We start from the raw sequence: 23,287 nt of genomic DNA on the forward strand, positions 1-23,287 counted from the left end.
TACGATTGCCCCATGTCGGCACCACGCAAATCCGACCGGCTCGATCTCCGGCTCACACCGGAGCAGAAGCGTGAGATCGAAGCGGCCGCGGCGATCTCGGGCCGATCGATCACCGACTTCTCGGTCAGTGTCCTGGTCGAACACGCTGAGGACACGATCCGCCGCGAGCGCGAGATCGCCATGTCCGACAAGAGCTTCGCAGCGTTCTCCGCCCTCCTCGACCGCCCGGCGAAGTCCGTCGCCGGACTGGCTGATCTCCTGTCCCGCCCCAGCGTCTTCGTCGACTGACGCGATGGCGGTCCTCCGGCGCCCTCGCCCGATCACCCAGTACGACGACACCAGCCTCTTCGACTGCGGCAAGCCCACGCTCACGAGCTGGCTCCAGATCCGAGCGATCCGCAACGAAGCAGGCGGAGCATCCCGCACGTTCATCTCGATCGACGACGAGACGGATCGGATTGCCGGCTACTACTGCCTCGCGGCCAGCTCGCTCCATTCAGCGGGTGTCCCGGGCTCGTTGCGGCGGAACATGCCCGATCCGATCCCCGTCGTCCTCATCGGTCGGCTCGCAGTCGATCTGGCGTTCCAGGGTCTGGGACTCGGGGCGAGTCTGCTGCAGGACGCGCTCCTCAAGAGCATCGAAGCCTCGCGGCTCGTGGGTGCGCGCGCAGTGGTCGTGTACGCGATCGACGACGAGGCTGCTGCGTTCTACGAACGATTCGGGTTCGCCGTGATCCCGGAGACAACGCGCTGCATGTACCTGCTGGTCGTGGACGCTGAAGCGACCATCGTCGACGCGAACGCCGCGGCACGGTAGTTTCACCACGAGCGGAGCAGCAGGAGGCCCCATGTCGTACGTCGTCGACTTCGTGAACGTGTCCACCACCGGTCTCGAGTCCTCGCCGGTGGCCGACGCGCTCGCCGGCCTCCGCGCCAACGAGGCCCGCTACTTCAAGAACAAGTACGACCACGTCTTCACGACCCACCCGGCGGCGGATGTCCCGGACCTCGTCGACTACGTCACCCGTGTGCTGCAGGAGGAACGGGGTCTCACGATCGCCTCCGAACCGCTGGAAGCGACCGAGGCATTGGTCGACGGCGTTCGATGGACCTACGTGTTCTACGAGTCCGGCCTGGTGGTCAACGTGCTCTACACGCTCGAGCCGGGCGGGAAGCGTGCGGTCGGGTTCAAGCTCTCCGACGGCATGGACGTCCCGGAGGAGCTCGCGGACAAGTTCAAGTTCGCGCGGCAGAAGTCGAAGCTCGCGGGGACCATCCGCGGGTCGTTCTTCGTCGTGAAGGGCGAGTACTGAACGACCCTGCTCACAGCGGCACCGCTTCGTCGAGGACATGGGCGAAGTGCGGATCGTCGGTGAGGACATCGACCTCGAACCCGGTGAGCGTCTCCACCTCGAAGGCGAACGCGCCGAGGTCGAAGAGCGAGGCTCCGGGGCAGAGGCTGACGAGCAAGTCGATGTCGCTGTCCTCGGTGTCCTGACCGCGGACAGCCGATCCGAACACCCGCACGTTGCGCAGCTTGCACCGTCCTGCGGCGTCGATGATGTCGGTCGCGTGGATCGCGAGCGGGATGCTCGGTCGTGTTCTTGCTGCGGTCAGGATGCGAGCGAGCGTCTCGGGGGCAGGACGGTCCAGCCCGTCCTCGTACGCCGCGATCGTCGGCTCCTGCATCCCGGCTGCTGCGGCCAGGGCCGCCTGTGACAGACCGATGTCCACGCGGGCAGCACGGATGAGCTCTGCGGCGCGTTCGACCGACATCGTGACCTCCTGACGAGTCCGAGTATCCATCCACGACCATCACCAAGGGGATCCGGCACGGCGCGGAGGTCGGGATGACGGAACGCCGAACCCGAGCCGCGCGGTCCGCGGCTGGCCACTCCGCGCGGTTGATGTGAGCCTCCGAGCATCCGACACCTACCGTCTGTCGGAGGAGGCATCGTGAAGTACATCCACTACGACGGCAACTCGATCCTGACGGGGGACCTGATCGCCGACGCCGTCGCGGACTACGCAGCGGTCCTCGGCGCGAACGGCCGGACGGACACCGTCGCCGTGCCTTCGGTGGCGGAGGACGGATCCGTCACGCGCACCACGGTGCTGGTCGGCCCGGCGAGCGAACTGTCCGTCAGCGTCGCCCCCGACGACGAGCTCGAACCAGAGGACCACGGCTTCATCCGCCACCTCCGCGATGCTGCGCTGCACGCCGGCCCCGAGCGCCCGGTCGATGCCGACGGCGGGCACCGGTTCGTGGGCGCGGACGAGCCCGACCTGCCCGACGATCCGGACGCCAGCAGGTCGGAACGCATCTGACACGACGAAGGCCGCCGAGCACTGCTCGACGGCCTTCGTGCGTGTGGAGCGCGGGAACTCAGGCCGCGAGGGCCAGTTCCGGTGCGCGGACGGACTGCGCCTGCACGAGGGTGCGGCTCGCCTCGCCGCGCCACGAGCGGCCCGGCACGGTCCAGCCGGCCTCGCCATCGACGTCCACGCGGGACCCACGGGTGATGAAGCGACCGAGGTCGTCGGCCGGGATCCGGACGAGGTACTCGCGCTGCGAGCGGTCGTCACGGACGCCGAACTCGGCGATGCGGTCGGGGGAGACGGTCGGCGCCGCGAGTGCGGTGCCGATGATGGTGATTCGTTCGTTGCTGGTCATGGTGCGGTACTTCCTGGCTGTTCGGCGCCCGGGGCCTCGGTGTCGGCGGACGGCTGAGTCCGGCGCGACGCATCGAGTGCGGGGCGGGCACGTCGCGTTTCGACGTGCAGCTCGTCCGTTCGGATCGAGCGGTGGTCTCGTGGGAATGCGATTCGGGTGAATCGGCTTCGAGACGGTTCGGTGTGCGCGAGTCAGATGGGTTCGCTGCAGTGCACCAAAGAAACACTATACGGCGTCGGCTGAGTCCTGTCCAGGCGGATGGCCGGATCACCCGCGAACGGGGGGACCCGGGCACGATGCCGTGCTCGGTACAGTCGAGTCGCGCAACGGGCCAGGGGGACGGCCGCCCGGCGCGGAGATCGCGGCCGACCCTGACAGGACAGCCATGGCGATCAGACGCCGTACCCCCACCCTCGCGCTGGTCGCCGTCGCCGTCGCCGTCCTCGTCGCGGTGACCGCGGTCGAACCGGCGGCCGCCGTCCCGAGCACGGGGTCGGTCACCGGCGTGGTGACGTCGTCCGGTCGCCCCGTCGCCCGCGCGCAGGTCACCCTCGTCCAGCCGGGCCGGGCCACCCACTTCTGCTCGCTGGCATGCAGCACGACGGGACAGGTCGCCCTCACGGACCGCGCCGGCCGGTACACGCTGCGGGGCGTGCCGAACGGCGCGTACGCCGTCGAGGCCGACACGTACACGGCCGGCGAGGTGACCTCGTACTCCGGCGGTGCCTCGTCGTTCGAGTCGGCTCGCCAGGTGACGGTCGCCGGACGGACCGTGACGGGCATCGACGTCCAGATGGCTCCGGCGGCGACGGTGTCGGGTGACGCCGTGGCCGCCGACGCGAACGCTGCACGCGGGTCGGTCGAGGCACGGTTGTGGGCGCAGTACCGCGGGCACTGGCACGTCGTGCGCGATGCCTCGTACGACCCCGGCTCGCACACGCCCGCGCTGCCGCAGACGCAGACGGTGTCGCCGTTCACCGTCGGACGGGTCGCCGCCGGCACCTACCGACTGCAACTCGTCCCGGAGGACTCCGACACGACGGGCACCGTGGCGAGCTGGTGGGGCGGGACGAGCCTCGCCACCGCGAAGTCCTTCACGGTCGCGGCCGGCCAGCACCTCGACGGGATGGACGTCACCGTCGGCTCCACGACCTCGGCGCCTGCCGATGCCTCGACGCTCATCGCCGGTAAGGACCTCTGGTCCACGAGCGTGGGCGTCGTGCAACGCGGGGTCGCCGAGGGGGTCTACGCGCAGCGCAGCACGGTCTTCCTCGTCTCCGGCCAGTACCCGACGGACGGGTTGGCGGCCGTCCCCGCCGCCGCACGGCACCACTTCCCGATGCTCCTGACACCTGCCGCCGCGCTGCCGTCCGTCACGCGGAGCGAACTCGTTGCGCTCGCCCCGGCGAAGGTCGTCGTCGTGGGCGGGACCGCGTCGGTCTCCGCGAACGTCCTGCAGCAGGTCCGGTCCGCCGTCCCGCACGCGGCGGTCTCCCGGATCGACGGACGCGACCGGTACGAGGTGAACCGGCGGGTCGACGACGCGTTCTTCCCCGGGACCCAGGCCGTCGCCACCCTCGTCGTCGGCACCGGCACGAACGATCTGCTCGCCGCCGTGCCCGCCGCCGGCGCCGACGCGCAGCCCGTGGTCCTGCTCCGGCCCGGGACGCACCCGGACGCCGCGACGCTCGCGTTCCTCCGGGCACACCGCGTCGACGACGTCACGCTCGTCGGCTCGCAGAAGGGGACGTCGGGCGACTACCTGGCCGACCTCTCCACCGCGGGGGTCGGCACGGTCGACACGGTGCTCGGACCGGAACCGGGAGCGGTCTCCGCGGGCGCGGCCACGAAGTCCACGGGGACGGCCGACACCGCGTACCTCGTCTCGTCGAAGAGCCTGCCGGACGGGCTCGCCGCGGCGGCGCTCGCCGGGAGCGAGGGGGCCGCCGTCCTCCAGTCGTCACCGACGTGCCTCCAGCCGTCGATCGCGCGGGCGATCGGTGCACTCGGCGTGCACCGCATGGTGCGCATCGGCGGTCCGTCGTCGCTGAGCGCCGGGATGGCGTCCTTGCCGCGCTGCCGCTGACGCCCCGAACGGGCGGACGGGAGGCGCGGGTTCAGGACCCGAGGAACGCCTCCCACCGTGCGCCGCCCGCCGCGACGTTCCCCGAGCCGTCCAGACGAGCGGCGGACGACGACGGCTTCCGTCCGGCCTGCTCGTGGATCAGGCCGTCGAAGGTCGCCGAGAAGTCGAGCCGGGGGACCGCCGCGGTGACGGCTCGCAGGGCAGCGGCGTCCCACCGGTCGAACCCCGCCCCGGAGACGTCGAGCGAGGTCGCGACCTCGAGCAGGTGCCCCTCGGCGTCCAGCGCCGGGTCGACCGACGTCCACATGTGCCGTTCGACGATCTCACCGACGCGACGGGCACGGGCGGGGTCCCAGCCGGCACCGAGCGCGAACACGGAGCCGACGGCGCCGCCGGCGTCCTCGAACGGGACCGCGTGGGCGTCGAAGGACGGCGTCACGCCGAGGTCGTGCAGCATCGTCGCGACGAAGAGGAGCTCACGGTCGGGCTCGAGGCCGATCGACGGCGCGAGCAGCGATGCCCACGCCCACGACCGCAGGCAGTGGTTCACGAGCGCCGGCGACGACCAACCACGCACCACGTCGAGCGCACGCGCCGCGACGGGGGAGGGCGGGGTCAGCAGCGCATCGACGTCCAGGCTCATGGCACGACAGTAGCGGCCCGCCGCCACCGGACGGACGGGAGGCGCGGAGCCAGCCGGCACCGCGCCTCCCGTCCGCCGTGTGGTTCAGTTCAGGGTCGGCGTGTCCTCCGGCACGACGCCGCCACCGTACAGGTCGGTCGCCAGGTCGCGGAGCGCGCGCAGCGCGACGCGCTGCGTCAGCGGACCGTAGGAGATGCGCGCGACGCCGAGCGCCTCGTACTCGGCCGCGGGCAGGGCCCCGGGCAGGCCGATCACGGAGAGCTTGCCCCGACCGAGGCCCTCGACGAGCCGCTCGACCACGGATCGGTCGATCGCGCCCGGGACGAACACGAGGGCCGCGCCGTTGTCGAGGAACGCCTTGCCGCGGGCGACGGCGTCCGCGATGCTCTCGTCGATCGGACGGTCACCACCACGGGCGATCGCGTCGGTGCGGGCGTTCAGCTGGAAGTCGATGCCCTCGGCCTGTGCGGCCGCGGTGATGGCGGCGACGCGTGCGACCGCTTCGTCGAAGGGGCGGAGACGGTCCTCGACGTTCGCGCCGACGATGCCCGCACCGATCGCGCGGCGGATCGTCTCGGCGGGGTCCTCGTAGCCGTCGTCGAGGTCGGCGGTGACGGGCAGGTCGGTGGCCGCTGCGACGGTGGCCGCGCCGGCGAGGGCGAGGTCGAGCGGCATCCCGCCGTCGTCGTACCCGTGGCTCGCCGCGATCGAGTGCCCGGCGGTGGCGATCGCCTTCGTCCCGGGCAGGTCGCTGACGACCTTGGCGCTGATCGCGTCCCAGACGTTGACGACCCGGAGGATCTCGGGGGCTTCGTGCAGGGTCTTCAGGGTGGTCGCCTTGTCGGCGGTGCTCGTGGTCATGCCGCCGACAGTAGGCCGACGCGGCGGCCCCCGGTCGCAGCGCGACCCGCAGACGACGCGAGATGACGTCCGGACTCGCGCCGCGCCTCCAGTCCGATGCATGCTGGGACGCATGGCGAGCGACGAGCAGGACCCGGTCGGCACGCTGCGCGGGGTCCGGACGAGCATCAAGTGGACGCGGTACGCGCCCGACGTGCTGCCCCTGTTCGTCGCCGAGATGGACCACGAGGTCGCCCCGGCGATCCGGCAGGCCCTCATCGAACGGGTGCAGCAGTCGGACCTCGGGTACCTCGACGGTCCCGGGCCGCTCGCGCCGGCGTTCGCCGCGTTCGCGAAGGACCGATGGGACTGGGACGTCGACCCGGCACGCGTGTACCTGGCCACCGACGTCAGCGTGGGCATCGTCGAGTCGCTCCGGCTCGCGCTCCCCGAGGGCGGCCGGGTCGCGATCACGCCGCCGGTGTACCCGCCGTTCTTCGAGCTCGTCGAAGAGGCCCGATGTCAGGTCGAGGAGGTCCCGCTCCTCGAGCAGTGGGGTGTGTACCGCCTCGACCTCGAGGGGCTCGAGCGGGCCTTCGCCGACGGTGTCGGCGTCTTCCTGCTCTGCAACCCGCACAACCCCGTGGGGCTCGTGCACGACCGGGCGGACCTGCTCGCGGTCGCCGAGCTCGCCGCCCGCTACGACGTCCTCGTCATCAGCGACGAGATCCACGCGCCCCTCACCCACCCGGGCGTCCGGTTCACCCCGTTCGCCGCGATCGCCGAACCGGTCGGCGCGCGGAGCGTGTGCGTGACGAGCGCGAGCAAGGGGTGGAACCTCGCCGGGGTGAAGTGCTCCGTCATCGTCGCCGGGGACGCCCGCACCGCGACGCTCCTCGACACCCTGTGGGAAGAAGTGGCCTGCCGCACGAGCATCCTCGGGTTGCACGCGAACCTCGCGGCGTTCACGCTCGCGACCGACTGGCTCGACGACGTCGTCGCGCGGATCGTCGCGAACGAGCGGCTGCTCGGCTCGTTGCTGTCGGAGCACCTGCCCGGCGTCGTCTACACACGGCCGCGGGCCGGGTACCTCGCCTGGCTCGACTTCCGGGGCATCGGGCTCGGTGACGACCCCGCGGTGCCGTTGCGCGAGCACGCCTACGTGGCGCTGAACTCCGGCCTCGGGTTCGGGTCACAGGGACGTGGATTCGCCCGGCTCAACCTCGCGTGCTCGCCGGACACACTGCGCGAGGCCGTGCTGCGGATCGCGGCGGCGTACCCGTCGAGCGCGCAGGAGGGCCTGGTCTGGCACGTCGCGTGAGCGACCGGTTGCCTCAGGCGGGCGGCCTGGAGGCGCGGTGCGGCTCCCCGGGTCGTCGCACCTGCTCGGTGGGCGTGCCTGCTCGGGCTGACGCGCCCACTCGGGTCGGCGCGGCTACTCGGGCGGGCGCGCTTACTCGGGTCGGCGCGCCTCGATCAGGTGGCGGGCCGAGTACGCCACGAACGGTCCGTCGCGCTGGATCAGCTCGTGCAGGTCGCGCAGCCGGTCGCGGTGTCGCTCGACGCTGAAGTCCGGCACCCACCAGATCACCTTGCGCAGCAGGTAGACCACCGCGGCGACGTCGTGGATCTCGATCCGGGTGCGGGCGGTGCGGAGGTCGACGACCTCCAGGCCGGCGGCCCGTGCGGCATCGGCCTCGTCGTCGTGGTGTCGACCGCGACGCTCGACGGGCTTCGGACCGAGGAAGAACTCGATCAGCTCGAACACGCTCGCTGGCCCCACGTGCTGCGCGAGGTAGCTGCCGCCGGGACGGAGCACGCGCGCGATCTCGTCCCAGTGGACCGCGGCCGGGTGCCGGCTCGTCACCAGGTCGAACGCGGCGTCGGCGAAGGGCAGTGGCGGCTCGTCCGGATCGGCGACGACGACCACGCCCCGCGGGTGCAGGTGTGCGGTCGCGGCGGCGACGTTCGGGGGCCAGGACTCGGTCGCGACGGCGGTCGTCGGGTACGCCGGAGCCTCGGCGAGCACCTCACCGCCGCCGGTCTGGACGTCGAGGCTCGCGCTGCCCGGGGTCTCGGCGAGCCGTGTCAGGCGTTCGCCGAGCAGTCGGGCGTAGCCCCACGGCGGGCGCTCCTCGGTCGCGCGGCCGTCGAGCCACGAGAAGTCCCAGCCGGTGACGTCGGCGGTCTCGCCGATCGCCAGGAGGTCGTCGAACGTGTCCGTGGTGCGCATGCTCCCCATGGTGATCGAACCGGTGGCTGGCAGCCAACTCGTTCCTCCACAGCCGTGTGGTCGAGAGTGCTGATCCACAGACCTGTCCGCTCGGTCTTCGCCACGGCAGCCCGTCGGGCACCGTCGGCACATGACCTCTCCCCGACCCGTTGTGTCTCGTCGCGCTCGGCAAGCTTGCCTAGTTCTGATTGGACACGTACGGTGAAGCGGGTCGACCTGTTGGACCGGCTCGCACGACTTGCCGCACGAGAAGGAGTCGAGTTCGTGTTCTCGCGCCATGGAGGGCGCCATGACCTCTTCCGGTTCGGGGATCGTCTGGTTGTCGTCCCACGGCACCGCGAGCTGCGGGAGCGGACAGCGCAATCCATCGTCAGGGAATGTGAACGAGAGAGAGGGCCTCGGGAATGAGTCGACACGTCATCCGTGCGGAGCGCGACGGGAAGTGGTGGGTCATCTCGATCGACGGAGTGGTACGCACCCAAGCGCGGCGCGAGCGGGACATCGAGCCCACGGCCCGCGATTGGCTCGCGCTGACGCACGACCGTGACGCCGGATCGTTCGAGCTCGACGTCGAGCTCGCCATGCCCGAGGCTGCCCGTGCGCACCTCGATCGTGCTCGGGTCCTGCGGGAAGCCTCTGAACGTGCTCGGGTGGAAGCCGCGCGGGAGACCGCGGCCGCGGCGCTCGTGCTGCACGAGTCAGGCCTGACGGTCCGGGAGATCGGCCCGCTGCTCCACGTCTCACACCAGCGCGCGCAGCAGCTCGTCGCAGCCGCGCGCTGAGCCGGCGCGGGGTCAGTCGTCGACGTACTGGTTGCGCCCCACGACCCGGATGCGCAGGTCGTCGGTGCGGTCCATCGCGAGGAACTCACGGGACACGAACCCGACGGACGCCCAACGGGTGACCTCCGTCACCATGATCCCGTCGATGAAGACCTGCCACGCGCCGCGCTCTCGGACGGCCTTGACCTCGTACGTCGCCATGCCGCGAGCGTACCGGCTCAGCCGACCCGCTTGGCGTAGTACCGCACCGTGGGGACCTCGCCGGACGGGGTGCACCAGTCGGCGGGTCCGCGGCCGGTCATGCACCAGCCGCGACGCTCGTACAGGCGCCACGCGTCCGGGCGTTCCTCGGCGACGTCGAGGCGCAGGTGCGTGCCGGGCGCAGACGCCTCGGCAGCTTCCAGGAGTGCGTCCGCCACACCCTTGCCGCGGTGGGCCGGGTCGACGAACAGGCGGGTGACCTCGGGCATCCGGCCCGGCGCGGGGACGGAGACCCCGACGTGTCCGATGACCTCGTCGCCGTCGATCGCGACCCAGGCGCCGAGCAGCCCCGCGGGGGAGATCCAGTCGCGGGGCGCCGTCGGCCAGTCCGTGGGGTAGCCGGCACCGTGTGCGCGCCGGAGCACCTCGACCAGGGGGTCGAGGTCGGCCTCGGCTCGCTCGTGGATCCGCATCTCGTCGGACGTTATCGGACGGCGGGGTCACCCCGTTACGGTTCCGCGCGATCCGGTGGTCGTCGCCGGGGCGGCCCGCCCGCGGGGGTCGGCGGGATCAGAGGTCGAGTGCCATGTGGACGTCCGCGCGCGCGTACGGGCTCGGCGCGACCTCGTCGTGGCCGAGGTGCCGGAACCCGAACGCCTCGTAGAGGTGCACGGCGCTCGCGAGCCGCGCGTTGCTCTCGAGGACGACCCGGTGTGCGCCGAGGGCCCGGGCCCGGTCGAGGGCGGTCGCGATGAGCGTCCGGCCGGTACCGTGTCCCTGGTGCTCGGGAGAGACGGCCATCTTCACGAGCTCGAACACTCCGGGCCCGACAGGGGTGATGCCGATGCACCCGATGACCGGACCCTGGTCGCCGAGGCGGGCGACGAACGCGGCGCCGCCGGGTTCGACGATCTGCCCGACCGGGTCGCCGAGGAGCTTGCGGTCCTCGTCCTCGAGGGTGAAGAACCTGCTGATCCACGCTTCGTTGAGGATCCGGAAGGCATCGGCATCGGCGGCGGAGGCGATGTCGGTGATGATGAGGGCGTCGGTGGTCGTCGCGTCGGGCATGCGTCCATCCTCGATCGATCGTCGAGCGGCGTCCAATACTCGTTCACGCTGATCGATACGCTGCGTGCATGGATCGGGTACCGGACGTCGACCTCCGCCAGCTCCGTGCGTTCCTCGCCGTGGCCGACGAACTGCACTTCGGACGCGCCGCTGGACACCTCCGGATCGCCCAGCCGGCACTCTCGCAGCAGATCCGGCGCACGGAACGGGAACTCGGGGTCGACCTGTTCATCCGGACGAGCCGCAGCGTCGCACTCACCGCGGCGGGTCGGGTGCTGCAGGGGCGGGCCCGCTCGCTGCTCGCCCAGGCCCGTCGGGACCTCGACGAGACCGTCCGGGTCGGCCGGGGCGAGGTCGGTCGGCTCGACGTCGGCTTCGTGGTCTCGGCGTTGCCGCTCGGACCGATCGAGCGCGTGCAGGCGTTCCGGGAGCGCTTCCCGCTCGTGCGGGTGGAACTCACCGAGGGGTACTCGTCCACCCTGCTGACACGGATCGTCCGCGGCGAGCTCGACCTGGCGATGGTGCGCGACCCCGACCCCGACCCAGCCGTGCGGTTCCTGCCGTTCCGCAGCGAGCGGTTCGTGGCCGCCGTGCCACGGGGCCACCGGCTCGCCGAACGCGCGTCGATCCACGGTCCGGAGCTCCTCGACGACCCGTTCGTGTTCTTCCCGGCGGAGGCCGGAGCGGTCGCGACGGAGCGGAACCTCGCACCGGTGGTGACCGAGGGTCGACGGCCGGTGGTGGTGCAGGAAGCCACGACCTGGGCGACCGTGCTCCACCTCGTCGGTGCCGGGCTCGGGGTGACCGTCGCGCCGGAGAGTGCGACCCTCGCCGCACCGGACACCGTCGTGCTCCTGCCGCTCGTGCACGATGGTCGGCCGGACGAGCACCGCAGCGAGCTGTTCTGGGCAGCCCGCGCCGACGACGACCGCGAGATCCTGCGGAACTTCATCGCCGCGACCGAGTGACACCGCCCCGGCTGCGCGCTAGATTGCTAGCATGGTAGCCAGCGCGAACCACCCGAAGGTGCAGTTCAACGTGTACCTGCCCGCCGACCTGGTGCGTGACCTGAAGCACCGGGCGATCGACGAAGGGGTCTCGCTCTCCGCCCTCGTCGAGCGCATCGCTGCCGCGTACGTGTCCGACTCCGAAGGGGGAACCCGATGACGATCACCGTGCAGCAGATCCAGTACACGACCGACCCGGACGCGTGGCACGCGCTCGCCCGTGGCCTCGGCCTCCAGCCGGTGCCCGGCGGCGACGACGTGTGGTCCGAGTTCGCCGGTGACGGCGTGCTCGCGATCCACCGGGTCGACACCGTCGCCGAGGAGCGGACCGAGATCGTCCTGCTCACCGACACCCCGGCAGCGCTCGACGACCTGGAGCGTGTCCTGACCGACGTCGGGGCGACGGTCCGCCGGACGGTCCTCGACGACATCGGGCCGCTGCTCGTCGTCGACGGCCCGCTCCCGATGAGCGCGACGACGTCCACGTCCACGTCAGCGACCGACACGTCGGCGACCGACACGTCGGCGACCGACTCGTCGGCGTTGACCGTGATGCCGATCTGGTACGGGGCGGACCTCACCGCGCAGGCGGCCGTCGCCGAGGCGGCGGGACTCCGCCGCCGACTCACCTCGGACAGCGGGGTCTGGGTCGACTTCACCGCCGTCGGCGGTGGTGCGCTCGCGCTGCACCGTGCCGACCAGGACGGCGTGGAGCTGTCGTTCGAGTACTCCGGCGACCTCGACGCGCTCGCGGCGCGGCTCACCGAGGCCGGGTACCAGCCGCGGATCCTCGACGAGGCCTACAACCGCACGCTCCGGGTCGCCCGCCCGGACGGCCCCGACCTGTGGGTGAACGGTGTCCAGCGGGACCTGTACGGCTACACGCGGTCGAGCTGACGCGGATCAGCCGAGCGGCAGCACCGGCGCCCGCTGGTCGCCCAGTTCGTCGGTGCGCCACGGGCGTGCCCCGCGCAGCGTCAGCCCGAGCTGCACGAGCACGAAGCCCACGTGCGGCTCGACGTCCGGGTCCCACGGCCCCTCGACCCCGAGTCCGAACGCACCGAGCTCGTCGTCGGCCTCATCGCGCAGGGTGAGTCGCCACCGACCGTCCCCGAGTTCCTCGACGACGGCCCACCGTGCGGTGCTGAACCGGCTCACGCGGTCTTCGCCACGTCCTCGGTGAAGTTGCGGACGCGCTGGAGGAGCGCCTCGCCCCGCATCCTGATGGTCGCCGGCGGGTTGAGGTGCGGCGGCGCGGTGCGGATCAGCATCGGGCAGCCGAGGTCCTCGCAGATGTACGAGCCGATGGTGTTCCCGTTCCGTCCGGACTCACCGGCGCGTGCAGCCGAGAACAGTCGGACCTGCGTCGCGGGTTGGGGCGAGTGGCAGAACGAGCACATCGCGGCGATGCCCGGCCGGAGCGACCCGCCGGCGGACCGGACGACGATCCCCACGGGGCGGTCGTCGATCCAGGACACGATGTAGCCGCGGCGGGCGGCTTGGGGGTCGCGCCAGCCGAGGAACTCGCGTTCGTCCCACAGCGTCTCGTGCAGGCCGGGGATGGGCAGCTGGGCGAGTTCGTCCGGGGTGGCGTTCACGAACGACGAGCGGATGTCTGCTTCGGTCAGTGGCTTCACGGTGCTGTCACCCTATGCCTCGCCCCCGACAGCGGGTACGTCAGGACAGCCTGGAGGCACGGATCGCGCCGAGCGCACTGGTCCCGTCCGCCACCAGGACGGCCCGGCGCAGGGCGTCGCGCCCGACACGACGTGCCGCCGCGTCGTCCGCGGCGAACTCCACCAGCACGCGCGTCGAGCGCGCCATGGCGCGCGCCCCGGGGATCCACGGGACCGCACGCTCGATGGACTCGGCGATCCCGACGGCGACCGCGTGGCGCTGGGTCAGGTGGGCGCGTTCGTGGGCGACCACGGCCTCCAGTTCGTCCGTCCGCAGGCGGTCCGCCAGCCCGGTGCTCACCAGCACCCCGCCGGAGCGGCCGGGGACGGCGCAGGCCAGGGCGTGGTCGGCCTCGACGACCGCGACGGGGGTGCCGTCGATCTCCCGGTGCGGCGCCGCACCGGACTGCATGGCCTCGCGCACGGCGTCGTGCTCGGGGCCGGGGCGGACCCGGACCGCGATGACGAACGCCAGGACCGCGAGGACGGCGACGCCGATGTTCAGACCGTGCGTGGGGGAGTCGCCGAGCCGGAACGGGTCGGTGATCGGCCGGTTCGCCAGGGCGACCAGGGCGATCCCGGCGACGAAGCCGACCACGCCGAGGAGGACGGCGACCGACCACGACACGAGCGCCGTGCGCGGCCGGTCGATCGTCCAGGCGGACCGAGTCAGGACCCGGGGCGCGAGCACCACGACCGCGAGGGCGAGCGCGATGAGGACGACTCCGGTGACGACCACGGCTGCGCGTTCGTCAGCTGCGGGCGCGGCCGTCGAGGGCGCGACGGAGGACGTCGAGGTCGTCCGAGGCGAGCGACCCGGTGAACTGCAGCAGGGCGGCTTCGCGGTCGGTGGCGGCGGCGAGCGCGTTCGACATGAGGGAAGCGGTCTGTTGCTCCCGACTGTTCGTCGCGCGGAAGGTCAGGGGTGCGTCGTCGTGGTGCTGGCGCTCGACCTGGCCCTTGCGACCGAGGCGGTCGAGCACGGTGAGCACGGTCGTCAGCGCGGGCCGGGGCTCGGGGAACGCGTCGAGCACCTGACGGGCGCTGAGCCCGATCCCGGAGCCGCGCCCGTCGTCCGCCGACCAGAGCGCGTCGAGCACCGCCTGCTCGAGCTGCCCACGGGGTCGTGATCGCTGTCCTGCCACCGGGGCATTCTACGAGATGTCGAACCGTGGCACACGACACATGCCCGTAACGCGGGCTGGGTATGCTCGTGCGCGGACAACTGAACACCGGCCGACCATCCGTCGCGGGAGACGTCGTGCAGTGCCCCGGCACCCGCACGGCACCGAAGGAGCAACCTCCCCGTCAATCTCTCAGGTCCAACACCGCCACGGGCAGGCCACTCTGAAAAGCAGACGCAGTGCGTCTCGCCCACGGTGAAAGCCGCCGGACCTCACGGGCCGCGGTGAAACTCTCAGGCACATGACAGAGGGGGAGTTCCACCCGACGATGGTCGTCGGGCCCTGCCGATGCCAGGAGAACTCCACCATGAGTCCGTCCCCACTGCGCTCCTCCCCGCTCGAAGCCGCACACGAAGCCGCCGGCGCGGCCTTCACCGACTTCGCCGGCTACCGGATGCCCGTGCGCTACTCGTCCGACCTCGCCGAGCACCACGCCGTGCGCCAGGCGGCCGGGGTGTTCGACCTCTCGCACATGGCCGAGATCGGAGTCACCGGTCCCGACGCCGTCCCGTTCCTCGACCACGCGCTCGCCGGCTCGTTCGGCGCGATGACGGTCGGGCGGGCGAAGTACTCGCTGCTCCTCGCCGAGGACGGCGGGATCCTCGACGACCTCGTCGTCTACCGGACCGACGAGGACGTCTTCCTGGTGGTCGCGAACGCCTCGAACCGCGACGTCGCGGCCGAGGCGCTGACCGCCCGCGTGGACGGCTTCGACGTCGACGTTTCGGACGACTCCGACAGCACGGCCCTCGTTGCGATCCAGGGGCCGGCCGCGGCCGGCACGCTCGACGCCCTGGTCGTCGCGGACCGCCTGCAGCCGGAGACCCCGCTCGACGAACTCCGCTACTACCGCGTGCTGCACGCCGCGTTCGACGGCGCGGAAGTCCTGATCGCGCGCACCGGGTACACGGGCGAGGACGGCTTCGAGATCTACAGCGCACCCGCGGTCGCCGGAGCGCTCTGGGACGCCCTGCTCGAGGCGGGCGCCGACCGTGGCGTGGTGCCCGCCGGTCTCGCCGCACGGGACACCCTGCGGCTCGAGGCCGGCATGCCCCTCTACGGGCACGAGCTCGGCACCGACGTGCGCCCGGCGCAAGCCGGACTCGGTCGGGTCGTGGCGACCTCGGGTTCGTTCGTCGGGGATGCGGGCGTCACACCCGCCGCCGACGCACGCGTGCTGGTCGGGCTCGTCACCGAGGGGCGTCGCGCACCCCGGGCCGGCTACGACGTCGTGCACGACGGCCAGGTCGTCGGCACGGTGACCTCCGGCGCGCTGTCCCCGACGCTCGGCCACCCGGTCGCGATGGCCTTCGTCGACCCGGCCCTCGCCACCGAGGGACAACTCCTCCACATCGACGTCCGCGGCACGGCCATCCCCAGCACCGTGACCCCGTTCCCCTTCTACCGCCGCCCTGCGAAAGGCTAGGACCGTGACCGACCAGACCGCACTCCAGTACACCGCCGACCACGAGTGGCTCCTCGTCGAGGGCGACACCGTCACCGTCGGCATCACGGACCACGCCGCCGAGCAGCTCGGTGACGTCGTCTACGTCGAACTCCCCGCCGTCGGCGCAACGACGACCGCCGGCGAGCAGATCGGCGAGATCGAGTCGACGAAGAGCGTCGGCGAGCTCTTCGCACCGATCGAGGGCGAGGTCGTCGCGGTGAACGACGCCGTCGTCGACGCCCCCGACACGATCAACCAGGACCCGTTCGGTGCCGGCTGGCTCGTGAAGCTCAAGGTCGACGGCACCTCCTTCCCGGAGGACCTCATGGACCACGACGCGTACCGGGCGTCCCTCGCATGACCGGGCGCGACGACCAGCAGGCGTCCCAGAACCTGCAGACCTCCTTCGCCGACCGGCACATCGGCACGACGAGCGCCGACCAGCAGGTCATGCTCGACGCGGTCGGGCAGCCGTCGCTCGACGCCCTCGTCCGTGCGGCCATCCCGGAGTCGATCCACGCCGCCCCGGTGACCCACTCGGTGATCCCCACCGCCGTGGGCGAGACCGAGGCGCTCGCCGAGCTTCGGGCGGTGGCGGGGCGCAACACCGTCCGCCGCGCGATGATCGGCCTCGGCTACCACGGCACGCACACGCCCGCGGTGATCCAGCGGAACGTGCTCGAGAACCCGAGCTGGTACACCGCCTACACGCCGTACCAGCCGGAGATCTCGCAGGGTCGGCTCGAGGCACTGATCAACTTCCAGACGATGGTGTCCGACCTGACCGGCATGGCCACCGCCGGTGCGTCCATGCTCGACGAGGGCACCGCCGTGGTCGAGGGCATGCTCCTCGCCCGCCGTGCGTCGAAGGTCACGGGTGACGCGTTCCTCGTGGACGCCGACCTGCTGCCGCAGACCCGTGCGCTCCTCGACCACCGCGCCGGAGCCGTCGGCATCACCCTGCGCACCTTCGACGCGGTCACCGGCCCGACCGACGAGCAGCTCGACGGTGCCTTCGGCGTGATCCTGCAGTACCCGGGCGCCTCCGGCCGGGTCACGGACCCGTCGAGCACCATCGAGCGCGTCCACGCCGGCGGGGGCATCGCCGTCGTCGCGGCCGACCTGCTCGCGATGACCCTGCTCGCCAGCCCGGGCGACCTCGGCGCGGACGTCGCCGTGGGCACCAGCCAGCGGTTCGGCGTCCCGCTCGGGTTCGGCGGCCCGCACGCCGGGTACCTCGCGGTCCGTGCCGGCCTCGAACGCCAGTTGCCCGGCCGCCTCGTCGGGGTCTCCTTCGACGCCGACGGCGCGATGGCCTACCGCCTCAGCCTGCAGACCCGCGAGCAGCACATCCGCCGCGAGAAGGCGACGAGCAACATCTGCACCGCGCAGGTCCTGCTCGCCGTGATGGCCTCGATGTACGCGGTCTACCACGGGCCGGAGGGGCTCCGCTTCATCGCGGAACGGGTCGCACGCAGCGCCTCGGCCCTCGCCGCGGTCGCGCGCGACGCCGGCCTGGACGTCGTGCACGAGGCGTTCTTCGACACGCTCACCCTGCGGGCTCCGGGCCGTGCCGGAGCCGTGGTCGCCGCCGCACAGGACGCCGACTACCTGCTGCACCAGGTGGACGACGACCTGTTCCAGCTGTCGGTGGACGAGACGACCACGCCCGACGACATCGCCCGCCTGGCGGGGGTGTTCGGTGCGGTGGACGTGACCGTCCCCGCGACCGAGGCCGCCGTGCGTGCCGCGACCCCGGGCCTCCCGTCCGCACTGCGTCGCGCGAGCGACTACCTGACGCACCCGGTGTTCAGCGCACACCGCAGCGAGACCCGCATGATGCGGTACCTCAAGCACCTCGCCGACAAGGACTACGCGCTCGACCGCGGCATGATCCCGCTCGGCAGCTGCACGATGAAGCTGAACGCCGCGACCGAGATGGCCGCGGTCACCTGGCCGGAGTTCGCGAACGTGCACCCGTTCGCCCCGCGTGCGGACGTCGAGGGCTACCTCCAGGTGATCGGCGACCTCGAGCGCTGGCTGGCCGAGGTCACCGGCTACGACACCGTCTCGCTGCAGCCGAACGCGGGCAGCCAGGGAGAGCTCGCCGGACTCCTCGCGATCCGCGGGTACCACCTGGCGAACGGCGACACCGCCCGCACGGTGTGCCTCATCCCGTCGAGCGCCCACGGCACGAACGCGGCGTCCGCCGTCCTCGCCGGCATGAAGGTCGTCGTCGTGGCCTGCGACGAGAACGGCAACGTCGACCTCGACGACCTCCGCGCGAAGACGGCACAGCACGGCGACCAGCTCGCCGCGCTGATGATCACCTACCCGTCCACGCACGGCGTCTACGAGCACGACATCCGCGAGATCTGCGATGCCGTGCACGACGCCGGCGGTCAGGTCTACGTCGACGGCGCGAACCTCAACGCCCTGCTCGGGCACGCCCGGTTCGGCGACTTCGGCGGCGACGTGTCGCACCTCAACCTGCACAAGACCTTCTGCATCCCGCACGGCGGCGGCGGACCCGGCGTCGGGCCGGTCGCGGCGAAGGCACACCTGGCTCCGTTCCTGCCGGGCCACCCGTTCGCGCAGCAGGCCGACCGCCGCACCGGGGCGACCTCGGCCGACGCGGACGACCGGCTCGCGCACGCCGGCGGTCCGGTCAGTGCCGCACCGTACGGCAGCCCGAGCATCCTGCCGATCACCTGGACCTACGTCCGGATGATGGGGACCGAGGGACTCACGCGGGCGACCGAGGCCGCGGTGCTCGGCGCGAACTACGTCGCCGCACGGCTGCGGGACGCGTTCCCGGTGCTGTACACGGGCGAGTCCGGGTTGGTCGCGCACGAGTGCATCCTCGACCTCCGGCCGCTGCGCGACACCACGGGGATCACCGTGGACGACGTCGCGAAGCGCCTGGTGGACTACGGCTTCCACGCACCGACGATGTCGTTCCCGGTGGCGGGCACGCTCATGGTGGAGCCGACCGAGAGCGAGGACCTGGCCGAACTCGACCGGTTCGTGGACGCGATGCTGGCGATCCGGGCCGAGGCGTCAGCGGTCGAGCGGGGCGAGTGGCCGGCGGACGACAACCCGCTCGTGCACGCGCCGCACACCGCATCGTCGGTCATCTCGGGGGAGTGGACGCACGCTTACACACGCGAGCAGGCCGTCTACCCGCTACCGGGGATCAGCGGTCGGAAGTACTGGCCGCCGGTCCGCCGGATCGACCAGGCGTACGGGGACCGCAACCTGGTGTGCGCCTGCCCGCCGGTGGAGGCGTTCGCGTAGCGCCCCGCGTCCTCGACGCGACCAGCAGACGGACGGGAGGCCCGTGGCGGATCCGCCACGGGCCTCCCGTCCGTCGTCGGTCCCGCTAGGCGACCGGCGTGACGGGCAGGTGCTCCGCCCACCACGCGAGCACGTGCTCGAACCGCTGTACCCGGTGCTGCGGGCGACCGGACCGCGAGAGTTCGTGTCCCTCGCCCGGGAAGACGAGGAACGACGCGTCCACACCGGCCCGCTTGAGGGCGACGAACTGCCGGTGCCCCTGCTCGATCGGGCAGCGCCAGTCCTCCTCGGAGTGCGCCACCATGAACGGGATGGTCACCTGCGCCGCGTACGTCAGCGGGCTGCGGCGGCGCTGCTCCTCCGGGTCGGCACCGACGTAGGCGTCCGCGAAGAACCAGCCGATGTCGGAGCTGCCCGCGAACGAGTCCCAGGCGTTCACCGCCCGCTCGCTCCACGCCGCGACGAAGCGCTCGCCGTGGTGCGCCGCCACCCAGCTCGTCATGAAGCCGCCGTACGACCCGCCCATGATCCCGACGCGGTCGGCGTCGAGGTCCGGGCGCTCGAGTGCCGCGTCGAGCAGGGCGAGCACGTCGTCCACGTCGACGGTGCCCATCGCGCCGATGACGGCGCGTCCGTGGTCGAGGCCGTACCCGCCGGAGCCGCGCGGGTTGCCGATGACGACCGCGTACCCGGCGCTCGCGTACACCTGCGCCTCGTCGAAGAACGCCCAGGTGTCCTGGCCGAACGGGCCGCCGTGCACCACTCGGAGCACCGGGTGCGGGCCGTCGCCCTCGGGCAGGACCACCCACCCGTGCACGGGGGTGCCGTCCGCCGAGGTACCGGAGACCTCCTCGATGCGGCGCACGCCCGGGACGGCTGCGTCGGTGCGGAGCGGTGCCGCGAGGTCGGTGAGCACGACCGGTTCGCCGTCCGAGGTCAGGTCCACGACCACGACCTCGCCCGGGGAGGTCGGGGTGGCGGCCGTGGCCACGAGGACGTCGCCGTCGACGGCGAAGTCCGACACGACGACGTGTCCGCCGAGCACCGTCGTCAGCCCATCGAGCTGCAGGGGCTCCGTCGTCGTGGCGGGGACGCGGCGGACGCCCACGGTGCCGCGGTCCAGCACGGCGACCAGGACTCCGTCGCCGTGCACGATCGGCGTGCCCGTGACGTCGACGGTCTCGCGGGCGGTCAGCCGGACCGGGTCGGAGCCGTGCGCGGCCGCCCAGAGGCCCTCGGGCTCGCCCACGAGTCGGCCGTCGGCGTGCGAGGCCCCGGTGTAGAACACGACCCCGTCCGGCGACACGGCTGCCGAGCTGACCGAGCCCTCGGTGCGGATCGCGAGCGCGACCGTGCCGTCGGTGGCGTCGACGCGGTACAGGTCGTCGTCGTGGGTCTCGCGCTCGCCGAGATCCCGCGGGGCGACGACGAGCAGGGCACTGCCGTCCGTGTACCAGACCGGCGCGGCGAGGGAGCACGGTGCGCTCGTCAGCGCCGTGTCGACGAGCGCGGCGTCACGGTCGGTGACGTCGACGACGACCAGCTGCTGCGGCTTGTCGAGCAGGTACCCGGCGCCGTCGACGTGGAAGTCGAGCCGGGTGATGAGGCGCGGGGCCTCGGCGTTCGCGGTCGGACGACGGTCGCTGCCGGACGTGGTCGAACCGTAGCGGCCCGGCTCCGGGAACCGTGCGGTGACGGCGATGCGCGTGGAGTCCGGCGACCAGACGGGCGTGCCGGCACCGAGGGGCAGTGCCGTGACGATCCGTGCCTCGCCGCCGTCGACGGGGGCGACGGCCACCTGCGGACGGTCCTTCTCGTCGGTGCGGAGGAAGGCGAGCAGCCGGCGGTCAGGGGAGAGCACGGGGGACGAGTCGTGCTCGCCGGCGGTCCAGCGGACGGCACCGTCCGCGGTCACCCGCTCGATCGTGCTGCGGTAGGTGTCCTGCTCGACGTCCGGGCGGGAGACCGCGACGAACGCGGCGCCCCCGTTCCGCGGATCGCCGCTGACGGTCGGGGAGGACGGGACGTGGAGGTGGGAGATGTCGTTCGCGAGCACGTTGCCACGCTACGGCCAGACTCCGTCCGCGGCACCCGGAACCTGCCGCCGCAGGTTCGCCAGCCGTTCACGTGCACTCGGGCGCGTTGCAAGACTGTTCAGAATCCGTTGCGAGGTCAAGCGTGTGCGTTGCGTATGCCACCGTCGGGGCGCAGATATCCACAGTCTCACGCAACGATCTGCCACGCACGTTTCCACTGTGTAACAACTTCTCCGGAGATTTTGAGGGCCCTCCAGCACGCACCTATGGTTCTTGCGAACGCGCCGTGGAGTCTCGCCTCCTGCACGTTCGATCACATTCCATCAGGAGGATCACAGAGTGAACATCACCAAGAAGCGGGGACGCCAGCTGCTCGGCGTCGTCGCCCTGGCCGGGGCGGCAGCGATCGCCCTCGCCGGCTGCACCACCTCTCCGAGTGCCAACGAGTCCGGTTCTGCGTCGAACAAGACCATCACCATCGCGCAGGTGAACGAGGTCACGTCGTTCAACTTCAACACCCCCCAGGGCAACCTGGACATGAACGGCATGCTCAACTACATGACGCAGCCGCAGTTCGTGACCCTGGGTTCGGACTACAAGATCACGCCGAACACCGACCTCGGCACGGTCAAGAAGCTCAGCGACGACCCGCTCAAGGTCCAGTACACGCTGAACAAGGACGCGAAGTGGTCCGACGGCAAGGCCATCACCTCTGACGACCTCCTCCTGGGCTGGGCACAGGCCTCCGGGTACTACGACTCCGACACCCAGGACGCCGACGGCAAGGTGACCAGCGGGACGCAGTACTTCTCGCTCGCCGCCGCGTCGCCGTTCCAGACGGACTACCCGACCGACATCACCAAGACGTCGATCACCATCACGTACAAGAAGCCGTACGTGGACTGGGAGCTCGTCAACCCGATCCAGTTCCCGGCGCACGTCGTCGCGGACGAGGCGGGCACGACCACGGACGACCTGCTCAAGGCGCTCAAGGACACCCCGGCCGGTGACACCGCGAACCCGGCCCCGGCGAACTCCACGCTGAAGAAGGTCGCCGACTTCATCAACACCGGCTACGACAAGACCAGCCTGCCGAGCGACAAGAAGCTGCTCGTCTCCGGTGGCCCGCTGATGGTGTCCGCCTGGACCCCGAAGCAGTCGATGACCTTCGTGCCGAACCCGGAGTACACCGGCGAGCACAAGGTCAAGTTCGGCAAGCTCGTCGTCCGCTTCATCGGTGACGCCAACGCCCAGGTCACGGCCCTCCAGAACGGTGAGGTCGACGCCATCCAGCCGCAGGCCTCCGCCGACACGGTCAAGGCCCTCGACGCCGCCTCCGGTGTCAAGGTCATCGACGGTGCACAGGTCGCCTACGACCACCTCGACCTGAACTTCGGCTCGTCCGTGTTCAAGGACGAGAACGTCCGCAAGGCCTTCCTCCTCACGATCCCGCGTGACCAGATCCTCAAGTCGATCGTCACCCCGATCCAGAAGGACGCCAAGGTCCTCGACTCGCAGCTCTACCTGCCCGGCCAGGACGGCTACGACGAGACGATCAAGAACAACGACTCCGACGAGTACTCGAAGGTCGACATCGCCAAGGCGAAGGAACTCCTGAACGGCGCCACCCCGTCGATCAAGATCCTCTACAACACCGAGAACCCGAACCGCGTGGACACGTTCCAGGCGATCCAGTCCTCGGCCGCCAAGGCCGGCATCAAGGTCGTCGACGGCGGTTCGCCCGACTGGTCCTCGCTCCTCGCGGGCGGCGACTACGACGCGTCGATCTTCGGCTGGGTCAACCCGGGTGCCGGCAACGCCGCGATCCCGCAGCTCTTCCAGACCAACAACGAGGGCAACTACAACAAGTTCGCCAACGAAGAGGCCTCGAAGCTCGCTGTCGAGACGCAGACCACGCTGGACGAGTCGAAGCTGAACGACATGAAGCAGCAGATCGACAAGATCGCGTTCGACCAGGCCTACGGCCTGCCGCTGTTCCAGAGCCCGGGGCTGTTCGCCACGAGCTCGCAGATCAAGGGCGTCAAGTACTTCGGCGGCCAGACGGGCATCGTCTGGAACGTCTGGGACTGGACCAAGTGATCCTGACCGGTCG

27 protein-coding genes and 2 riboswitches are annotated in these 23,287 nt (G+C 71.4%); of the genes, 14 read left to right on the top strand and 13 right to left on the bottom strand.

Going from position 1 to position 23,287, the window contains the following annotated elements; all coding sequences use genetic code 11:
• Nucleotides 1-12: 12 nt before the first annotated feature.
• From ACRQ4B_RS07040 to ACRQ4B_RS07050, 3 genes are read left to right on the top strand one after another with little or no spacing between them, the layout of a single operon-like run.
• Nucleotides 13-288 (top strand): DUF1778 domain-containing protein, encoded by a 276-nt coding sequence (locus tag ACRQ4B_RS07040; RefSeq protein ID WP_439693977.1) that lies wholly within the window; start codon nt 13-15, stop codon nt 286-288.
• Between the two features lie 4 nt (nt 289-292).
• A complete protein-coding gene (locus ACRQ4B_RS07045) occupies nt 293-817 on the top strand; it encodes a GNAT family N-acetyltransferase (RefSeq protein ID WP_439693978.1) in 525 nt (174 codons plus the stop codon).
• Between the two features lie 31 nt (nt 818-848).
• The gene (locus tag ACRQ4B_RS07050; protein ID WP_439693979.1) at nt 849-1,313 is read left to right on the top strand and encodes a phage tail protein; all 465 of its coding nucleotides are present in this window, start codon (nt 849-851) and stop codon (nt 1,311-1,313) included.
• A 10-nt stretch (nt 1,314-1,323) separates the two neighbouring features.
• On the opposite strand, the gene ACRQ4B_RS07055 is transcribed toward ACRQ4B_RS07050, so the two are convergent.
• Entirely contained in the window at nt 1,324-1,776 is a 453-nt protein-coding gene (locus ACRQ4B_RS07055) for a nucleotidyltransferase domain-containing protein (protein WP_439693980.1), read from the bottom strand.
• A gap of 180 nt (nt 1,777-1,956) precedes the next feature.
• On the opposite strand from ACRQ4B_RS07055, the gene ACRQ4B_RS07060 reads away from it, so the two are divergent.
• Entirely contained in the window at nt 1,957-2,328 is a 372-nt protein-coding gene (locus ACRQ4B_RS07060) for a hypothetical protein (protein ID WP_439693981.1), read from the top strand.
• 58 nt (nt 2,329-2,386) lie between these two features.
• Here the strand turns inward: ACRQ4B_RS07060 and ACRQ4B_RS07065 are convergent, their stop codons facing one another.
• Nucleotides 2,387-2,674 carry a hypothetical protein gene (locus ACRQ4B_RS07065; protein WP_439693982.1) on the bottom strand — a complete coding sequence of 96 codons (288 nt, stop codon included), beginning with the start codon at nt 2,672-2,674 and terminating at the stop codon, nt 2,387-2,389.
• Between the two features lie 385 nt (nt 2,675-3,059).
• Here ACRQ4B_RS07065 and ACRQ4B_RS07070 point away from each other — a divergent pair, with 385 nt between their 5' ends.
• Nucleotides 3,060-4,760: a cell wall-binding repeat-containing protein gene (locus tag ACRQ4B_RS07070; RefSeq protein ID WP_439693983.1), complete on the top strand. Its 1,701-nt coding sequence runs from the start codon at nt 3,060-3,062 to the stop codon at nt 4,758-4,760.
• A 31-nt stretch (nt 4,761-4,791) separates the two neighbouring features.
• Here ACRQ4B_RS07070 and ACRQ4B_RS07075 read toward each other — a convergent pair whose 3' ends face one another.
• A complete protein-coding gene (locus ACRQ4B_RS07075) occupies nt 4,792-5,403 on the bottom strand; it encodes an HD domain-containing protein (protein WP_439693984.1) in 612 nt (203 codons plus the stop codon).
• An 84-nt stretch (nt 5,404-5,487) separates the two neighbouring features.
• On the bottom strand, nt 5,488-6,264 hold the full coding sequence (locus tag ACRQ4B_RS07080) for an isocitrate lyase/PEP mutase family protein (RefSeq protein WP_439693985.1): 777 nt from the start codon (nt 6,262-6,264) through the stop codon (nt 5,488-5,490).
• A gap of 100 nt (nt 6,265-6,364) precedes the next feature.
• On the opposite strand from ACRQ4B_RS07080, the gene ACRQ4B_RS07085 reads away from it, so the two are divergent.
• The gene (locus tag ACRQ4B_RS07085; RefSeq protein ID WP_439693986.1) at nt 6,365-7,564 is read left to right on the top strand and encodes a MalY/PatB family protein; all 1,200 of its coding nucleotides are present in this window, start codon (nt 6,365-6,367) and stop codon (nt 7,562-7,564) included.
• A 132-nt stretch (nt 7,565-7,696) separates the two neighbouring features.
• On the opposite strand, the gene ACRQ4B_RS07090 is transcribed toward ACRQ4B_RS07085, so the two are convergent.
• A complete protein-coding gene (locus tag ACRQ4B_RS07090) occupies nt 7,697-8,476 on the bottom strand; it encodes a class I SAM-dependent methyltransferase (protein WP_439693987.1) in 780 nt (259 codons plus the stop codon).
• A gap of 404 nt (nt 8,477-8,880) precedes the next feature.
• Between ACRQ4B_RS07090 and ACRQ4B_RS07095 the strand changes: the two genes are divergently transcribed.
• Nucleotides 8,881-9,258 carry a hypothetical protein gene (locus tag ACRQ4B_RS07095; RefSeq protein ID WP_439693988.1) on the top strand — a complete coding sequence of 126 codons (378 nt, stop codon included), beginning with the start codon at nt 8,881-8,883 and terminating at the stop codon, nt 9,256-9,258.
• Between the two features lie 12 nt (nt 9,259-9,270).
• Here the strand turns inward: ACRQ4B_RS07095 and ACRQ4B_RS07100 are convergent, their stop codons facing one another.
• The 3 genes from ACRQ4B_RS07100 to ACRQ4B_RS07110 all read right to left on the bottom strand — a co-directional run bounded on the left by ACRQ4B_RS07100 (nt 9,271) and on the right by ACRQ4B_RS07110 (nt 10,527).
• Nucleotides 9,271-9,459, bottom strand: a complete 189-nt coding sequence (locus ACRQ4B_RS07100) for a hypothetical protein (RefSeq protein ID WP_439693989.1) — start codon at nt 9,457-9,459, stop codon at nt 9,271-9,273.
• 17 nt (nt 9,460-9,476) lie between these two features.
• On the bottom strand, nt 9,477-9,932 hold the full coding sequence (locus ACRQ4B_RS07105; RefSeq protein ID WP_439693990.1) for a GNAT family N-acetyltransferase: 456 nt from the start codon (nt 9,930-9,932) through the stop codon (nt 9,477-9,479).
• Between the two features lie 97 nt (nt 9,933-10,029).
• Complete coding sequence (locus tag ACRQ4B_RS07110; RefSeq protein ID WP_439693991.1) at nt 10,030-10,527, bottom strand: GNAT family N-acetyltransferase; 498 nt, start codon at nt 10,525-10,527, stop codon at nt 10,030-10,032.
• A 68-nt stretch (nt 10,528-10,595) separates the two neighbouring features.
• Here ACRQ4B_RS07110 and ACRQ4B_RS07115 point away from each other — a divergent pair, with 68 nt between their 5' ends.
• The 3 genes from ACRQ4B_RS07115 to ACRQ4B_RS07125 are packed head-to-tail and all read left to right on the top strand — an operon-like array spanning nt 10,596 to nt 12,431.
• Nucleotides 10,596-11,495, top strand: a complete 900-nt coding sequence (locus ACRQ4B_RS07115) for a LysR substrate-binding domain-containing protein (protein WP_439693992.1) — start codon at nt 10,596-10,598, stop codon at nt 11,493-11,495.
• Nucleotides 11,496-11,526: 31 nt separating this feature from the next.
• Nucleotides 11,527-11,694, top strand: a complete 168-nt coding sequence (locus tag ACRQ4B_RS07120) for a CopG family transcriptional regulator (RefSeq protein ID WP_439693993.1) — start codon at nt 11,527-11,529, stop codon at nt 11,692-11,694.
• Nucleotides 11,691-12,431, top strand: a complete 741-nt coding sequence (locus tag ACRQ4B_RS07125) for a hypothetical protein (RefSeq protein WP_439693994.1) — start codon at nt 11,691-11,693, stop codon at nt 12,429-12,431. The genes ACRQ4B_RS07120 and ACRQ4B_RS07125 overlap by 4 nt, the downstream gene beginning before the upstream one ends.
• A 6-nt stretch (nt 12,432-12,437) precedes the next feature.
• Here ACRQ4B_RS07125 and ACRQ4B_RS07130 read toward each other — a convergent pair whose 3' ends face one another.
• Genes ACRQ4B_RS07130 through ACRQ4B_RS07145 form a run of 4 tightly spaced genes read right to left on the bottom strand, consistent with a single transcriptional unit; the run spans nt 12,438 to nt 14,355 of the window.
• Nucleotides 12,438-12,692 (bottom strand): hypothetical protein, encoded by a 255-nt coding sequence (locus ACRQ4B_RS07130; protein ID WP_079238412.1) that lies wholly within the window; start codon nt 12,690-12,692, stop codon nt 12,438-12,440.
• On the bottom strand, nt 12,689-13,171 hold the full coding sequence (locus tag ACRQ4B_RS07135) for an FBP domain-containing protein (protein ID WP_439693995.1): 483 nt from the start codon (nt 13,169-13,171) through the stop codon (nt 12,689-12,691). The genes ACRQ4B_RS07130 and ACRQ4B_RS07135 overlap by 4 nt, the downstream gene beginning before the upstream one ends.
• Nucleotides 13,172-13,211: 40 nt before the next feature.
• On the bottom strand, nt 13,212-13,949 hold the full coding sequence (locus ACRQ4B_RS07140; protein WP_439693996.1) for a M56 family metallopeptidase: 738 nt from the start codon (nt 13,947-13,949) through the stop codon (nt 13,212-13,214).
• A gap of 13 nt (nt 13,950-13,962) precedes the next feature.
• A complete protein-coding gene (locus ACRQ4B_RS07145; RefSeq protein ID WP_439693997.1) occupies nt 13,963-14,355 on the bottom strand; it encodes a BlaI/MecI/CopY family transcriptional regulator in 393 nt (130 codons plus the stop codon).
• Between the two features lie 95 nt (nt 14,356-14,450).
• Nucleotides 14,451-14,551, top strand: a riboswitch (glycine riboswitch).
• Between the two features lies 1 nt (nt 14,552).
• A riboswitch (glycine riboswitch) is annotated at nt 14,553-14,649 on the top strand.
• A gap of 52 nt (nt 14,650-14,701) precedes the next feature.
• Between ACRQ4B_RS07145 and gcvT the strand changes: the two genes are divergently transcribed.
• Genes gcvT through gcvP form a run of 3 tightly spaced genes read left to right on the top strand, consistent with a single transcriptional unit; the run spans nt 14,702 to nt 19,138 of the window.
• Nucleotides 14,702-15,820 (top strand): glycine cleavage system aminomethyltransferase GcvT, encoded by a 1,119-nt coding sequence (gcvT, locus tag ACRQ4B_RS07150; RefSeq protein WP_439693998.1) that lies wholly within the window; start codon nt 14,702-14,704, stop codon nt 15,818-15,820.
• Nucleotides 15,821-15,824: 4 nt separating this feature from the next.
• The gene (gene gcvH, locus ACRQ4B_RS07155) at nt 15,825-16,202 is read left to right on the top strand and encodes a glycine cleavage system protein GcvH (protein ID WP_439693999.1); all 378 of its coding nucleotides are present in this window, start codon (nt 15,825-15,827) and stop codon (nt 16,200-16,202) included.
• Nucleotides 16,199-19,138 carry an aminomethyl-transferring glycine dehydrogenase gene (gene gcvP, locus ACRQ4B_RS07160; RefSeq protein ID WP_439694000.1) on the top strand — a complete coding sequence of 980 codons (2,940 nt, stop codon included), beginning with the start codon at nt 16,199-16,201 and terminating at the stop codon, nt 19,136-19,138. The genes gcvH and gcvP overlap by 4 nt, the downstream gene beginning before the upstream one ends.
• 85 nt (nt 19,139-19,223) lie before the next feature.
• On the opposite strand, the gene ACRQ4B_RS07165 is transcribed toward gcvP, so the two are convergent.
• Nucleotides 19,224-21,194, bottom strand: a complete 1,971-nt coding sequence (locus tag ACRQ4B_RS07165; protein ID WP_439694001.1) for a prolyl oligopeptidase family serine peptidase — start codon at nt 21,192-21,194, stop codon at nt 19,224-19,226.
• Between the two features lie 319 nt (nt 21,195-21,513).
• Between ACRQ4B_RS07165 and ACRQ4B_RS07170 the strand changes: the two genes are divergently transcribed.
• Nucleotides 21,514-23,274, top strand: a complete 1,761-nt coding sequence (locus ACRQ4B_RS07170; RefSeq protein WP_439694002.1) for an ABC transporter family substrate-binding protein — start codon at nt 21,514-21,516, stop codon at nt 23,272-23,274.
• Nucleotides 23,275-23,287 lie beyond the last annotated feature (13 nt).

The sequence above is a fragment of the Curtobacterium sp. SP.BCo genome (assembly GCF_051903265.1).
Taxonomy (GTDB): Bacteria; Actinomycetota; Actinomycetes; order Actinomycetales; family Microbacteriaceae; genus Curtobacterium.

What these genes read in the sequence shown, in the direction of transcription:
- ACRQ4B_RS07100 (WP_439693989.1), bottom strand. Translation starts at nt 9,459, where the DNA reads ATGGCGACGTACGAGGTCAAGGCCGTCCGAGAGCGCGGCGCGTGGCAG.
- ACRQ4B_RS07040 (WP_439693977.1), top strand. Translation starts at nt 13, where the DNA reads ATGTCGGCACCACGCAAATCCGACCGGCTCGATCTCCGGCTCACACCG.
- ACRQ4B_RS07105 (WP_439693990.1), bottom strand. Translation starts at nt 9,932, where the DNA reads ATGCGGATCCACGAGCGAGCCGAGGCCGACCTCGACCCCCTGGTCGAG.
- ACRQ4B_RS07085 (WP_439693986.1), top strand. Translation starts at nt 6,365, where the DNA reads ATGCTGGGACGCATGGCGAGCGACGAGCAGGACCCGGTCGGCACGCTG.
- ACRQ4B_RS07115 (WP_439693992.1), top strand. Translation starts at nt 10,596, where the DNA reads ATGGATCGGGTACCGGACGTCGACCTCCGCCAGCTCCGTGCGTTCCTC.
- gcvT (WP_439693998.1), top strand. Translation starts at nt 14,702, where the DNA reads ATGAGTCCGTCCCCACTGCGCTCCTCCCCGCTCGAAGCCGCACACGAA.
- ACRQ4B_RS07110 (WP_439693991.1), bottom strand. Translation starts at nt 10,527, where the DNA reads ATGCCCGACGCGACGACCACCGACGCCCTCATCATCACCGACATCGCC.
- ACRQ4B_RS07120 (WP_439693993.1), top strand. Translation starts at nt 11,527, where the DNA reads ATGGTAGCCAGCGCGAACCACCCGAAGGTGCAGTTCAACGTGTACCTG.
- ACRQ4B_RS07070 (WP_439693983.1), top strand. Translation starts at nt 3,060, where the DNA reads ATGGCGATCAGACGCCGTACCCCCACCCTCGCGCTGGTCGCCGTCGCC.
- ACRQ4B_RS07075 (WP_439693984.1), bottom strand. Translation starts at nt 5,403, where the DNA reads ATGAGCCTGGACGTCGATGCGCTGCTGACCCCGCCCTCCCCCGTCGCG.
- ACRQ4B_RS07095 (WP_439693988.1), top strand. Translation starts at nt 8,881, where the DNA reads ATGAGTCGACACGTCATCCGTGCGGAGCGCGACGGGAAGTGGTGGGTC.
- ACRQ4B_RS07065 (WP_439693982.1), bottom strand. Translation starts at nt 2,674, where the DNA reads ATGACCAGCAACGAACGAATCACCATCATCGGCACCGCACTCGCGGCG.
- ACRQ4B_RS07055 (WP_439693980.1), bottom strand. Translation starts at nt 1,776, where the DNA reads ATGTCGGTCGAACGCGCCGCAGAGCTCATCCGTGCTGCCCGCGTGGAC.
- ACRQ4B_RS07045 (WP_439693978.1), top strand. Translation starts at nt 293, where the DNA reads ATGGCGGTCCTCCGGCGCCCTCGCCCGATCACCCAGTACGACGACACC.
- ACRQ4B_RS07125 (WP_439693994.1), top strand. Translation starts at nt 11,691, where the DNA reads ATGACGATCACCGTGCAGCAGATCCAGTACACGACCGACCCGGACGCG.
- ACRQ4B_RS07050 (WP_439693979.1), top strand. Translation starts at nt 849, where the DNA reads ATGTCGTACGTCGTCGACTTCGTGAACGTGTCCACCACCGGTCTCGAG.
- gcvP (WP_439694000.1), top strand. Translation starts at nt 16,199, where the DNA reads ATGACCGGGCGCGACGACCAGCAGGCGTCCCAGAACCTGCAGACCTCC.
- ACRQ4B_RS07090 (WP_439693987.1), bottom strand. Translation starts at nt 8,476, where the DNA reads ATGCGCACCACGGACACGTTCGACGACCTCCTGGCGATCGGCGAGACC.
- ACRQ4B_RS07080 (WP_439693985.1), bottom strand. Translation starts at nt 6,264, where the DNA reads ATGACCACGAGCACCGCCGACAAGGCGACCACCCTGAAGACCCTGCAC.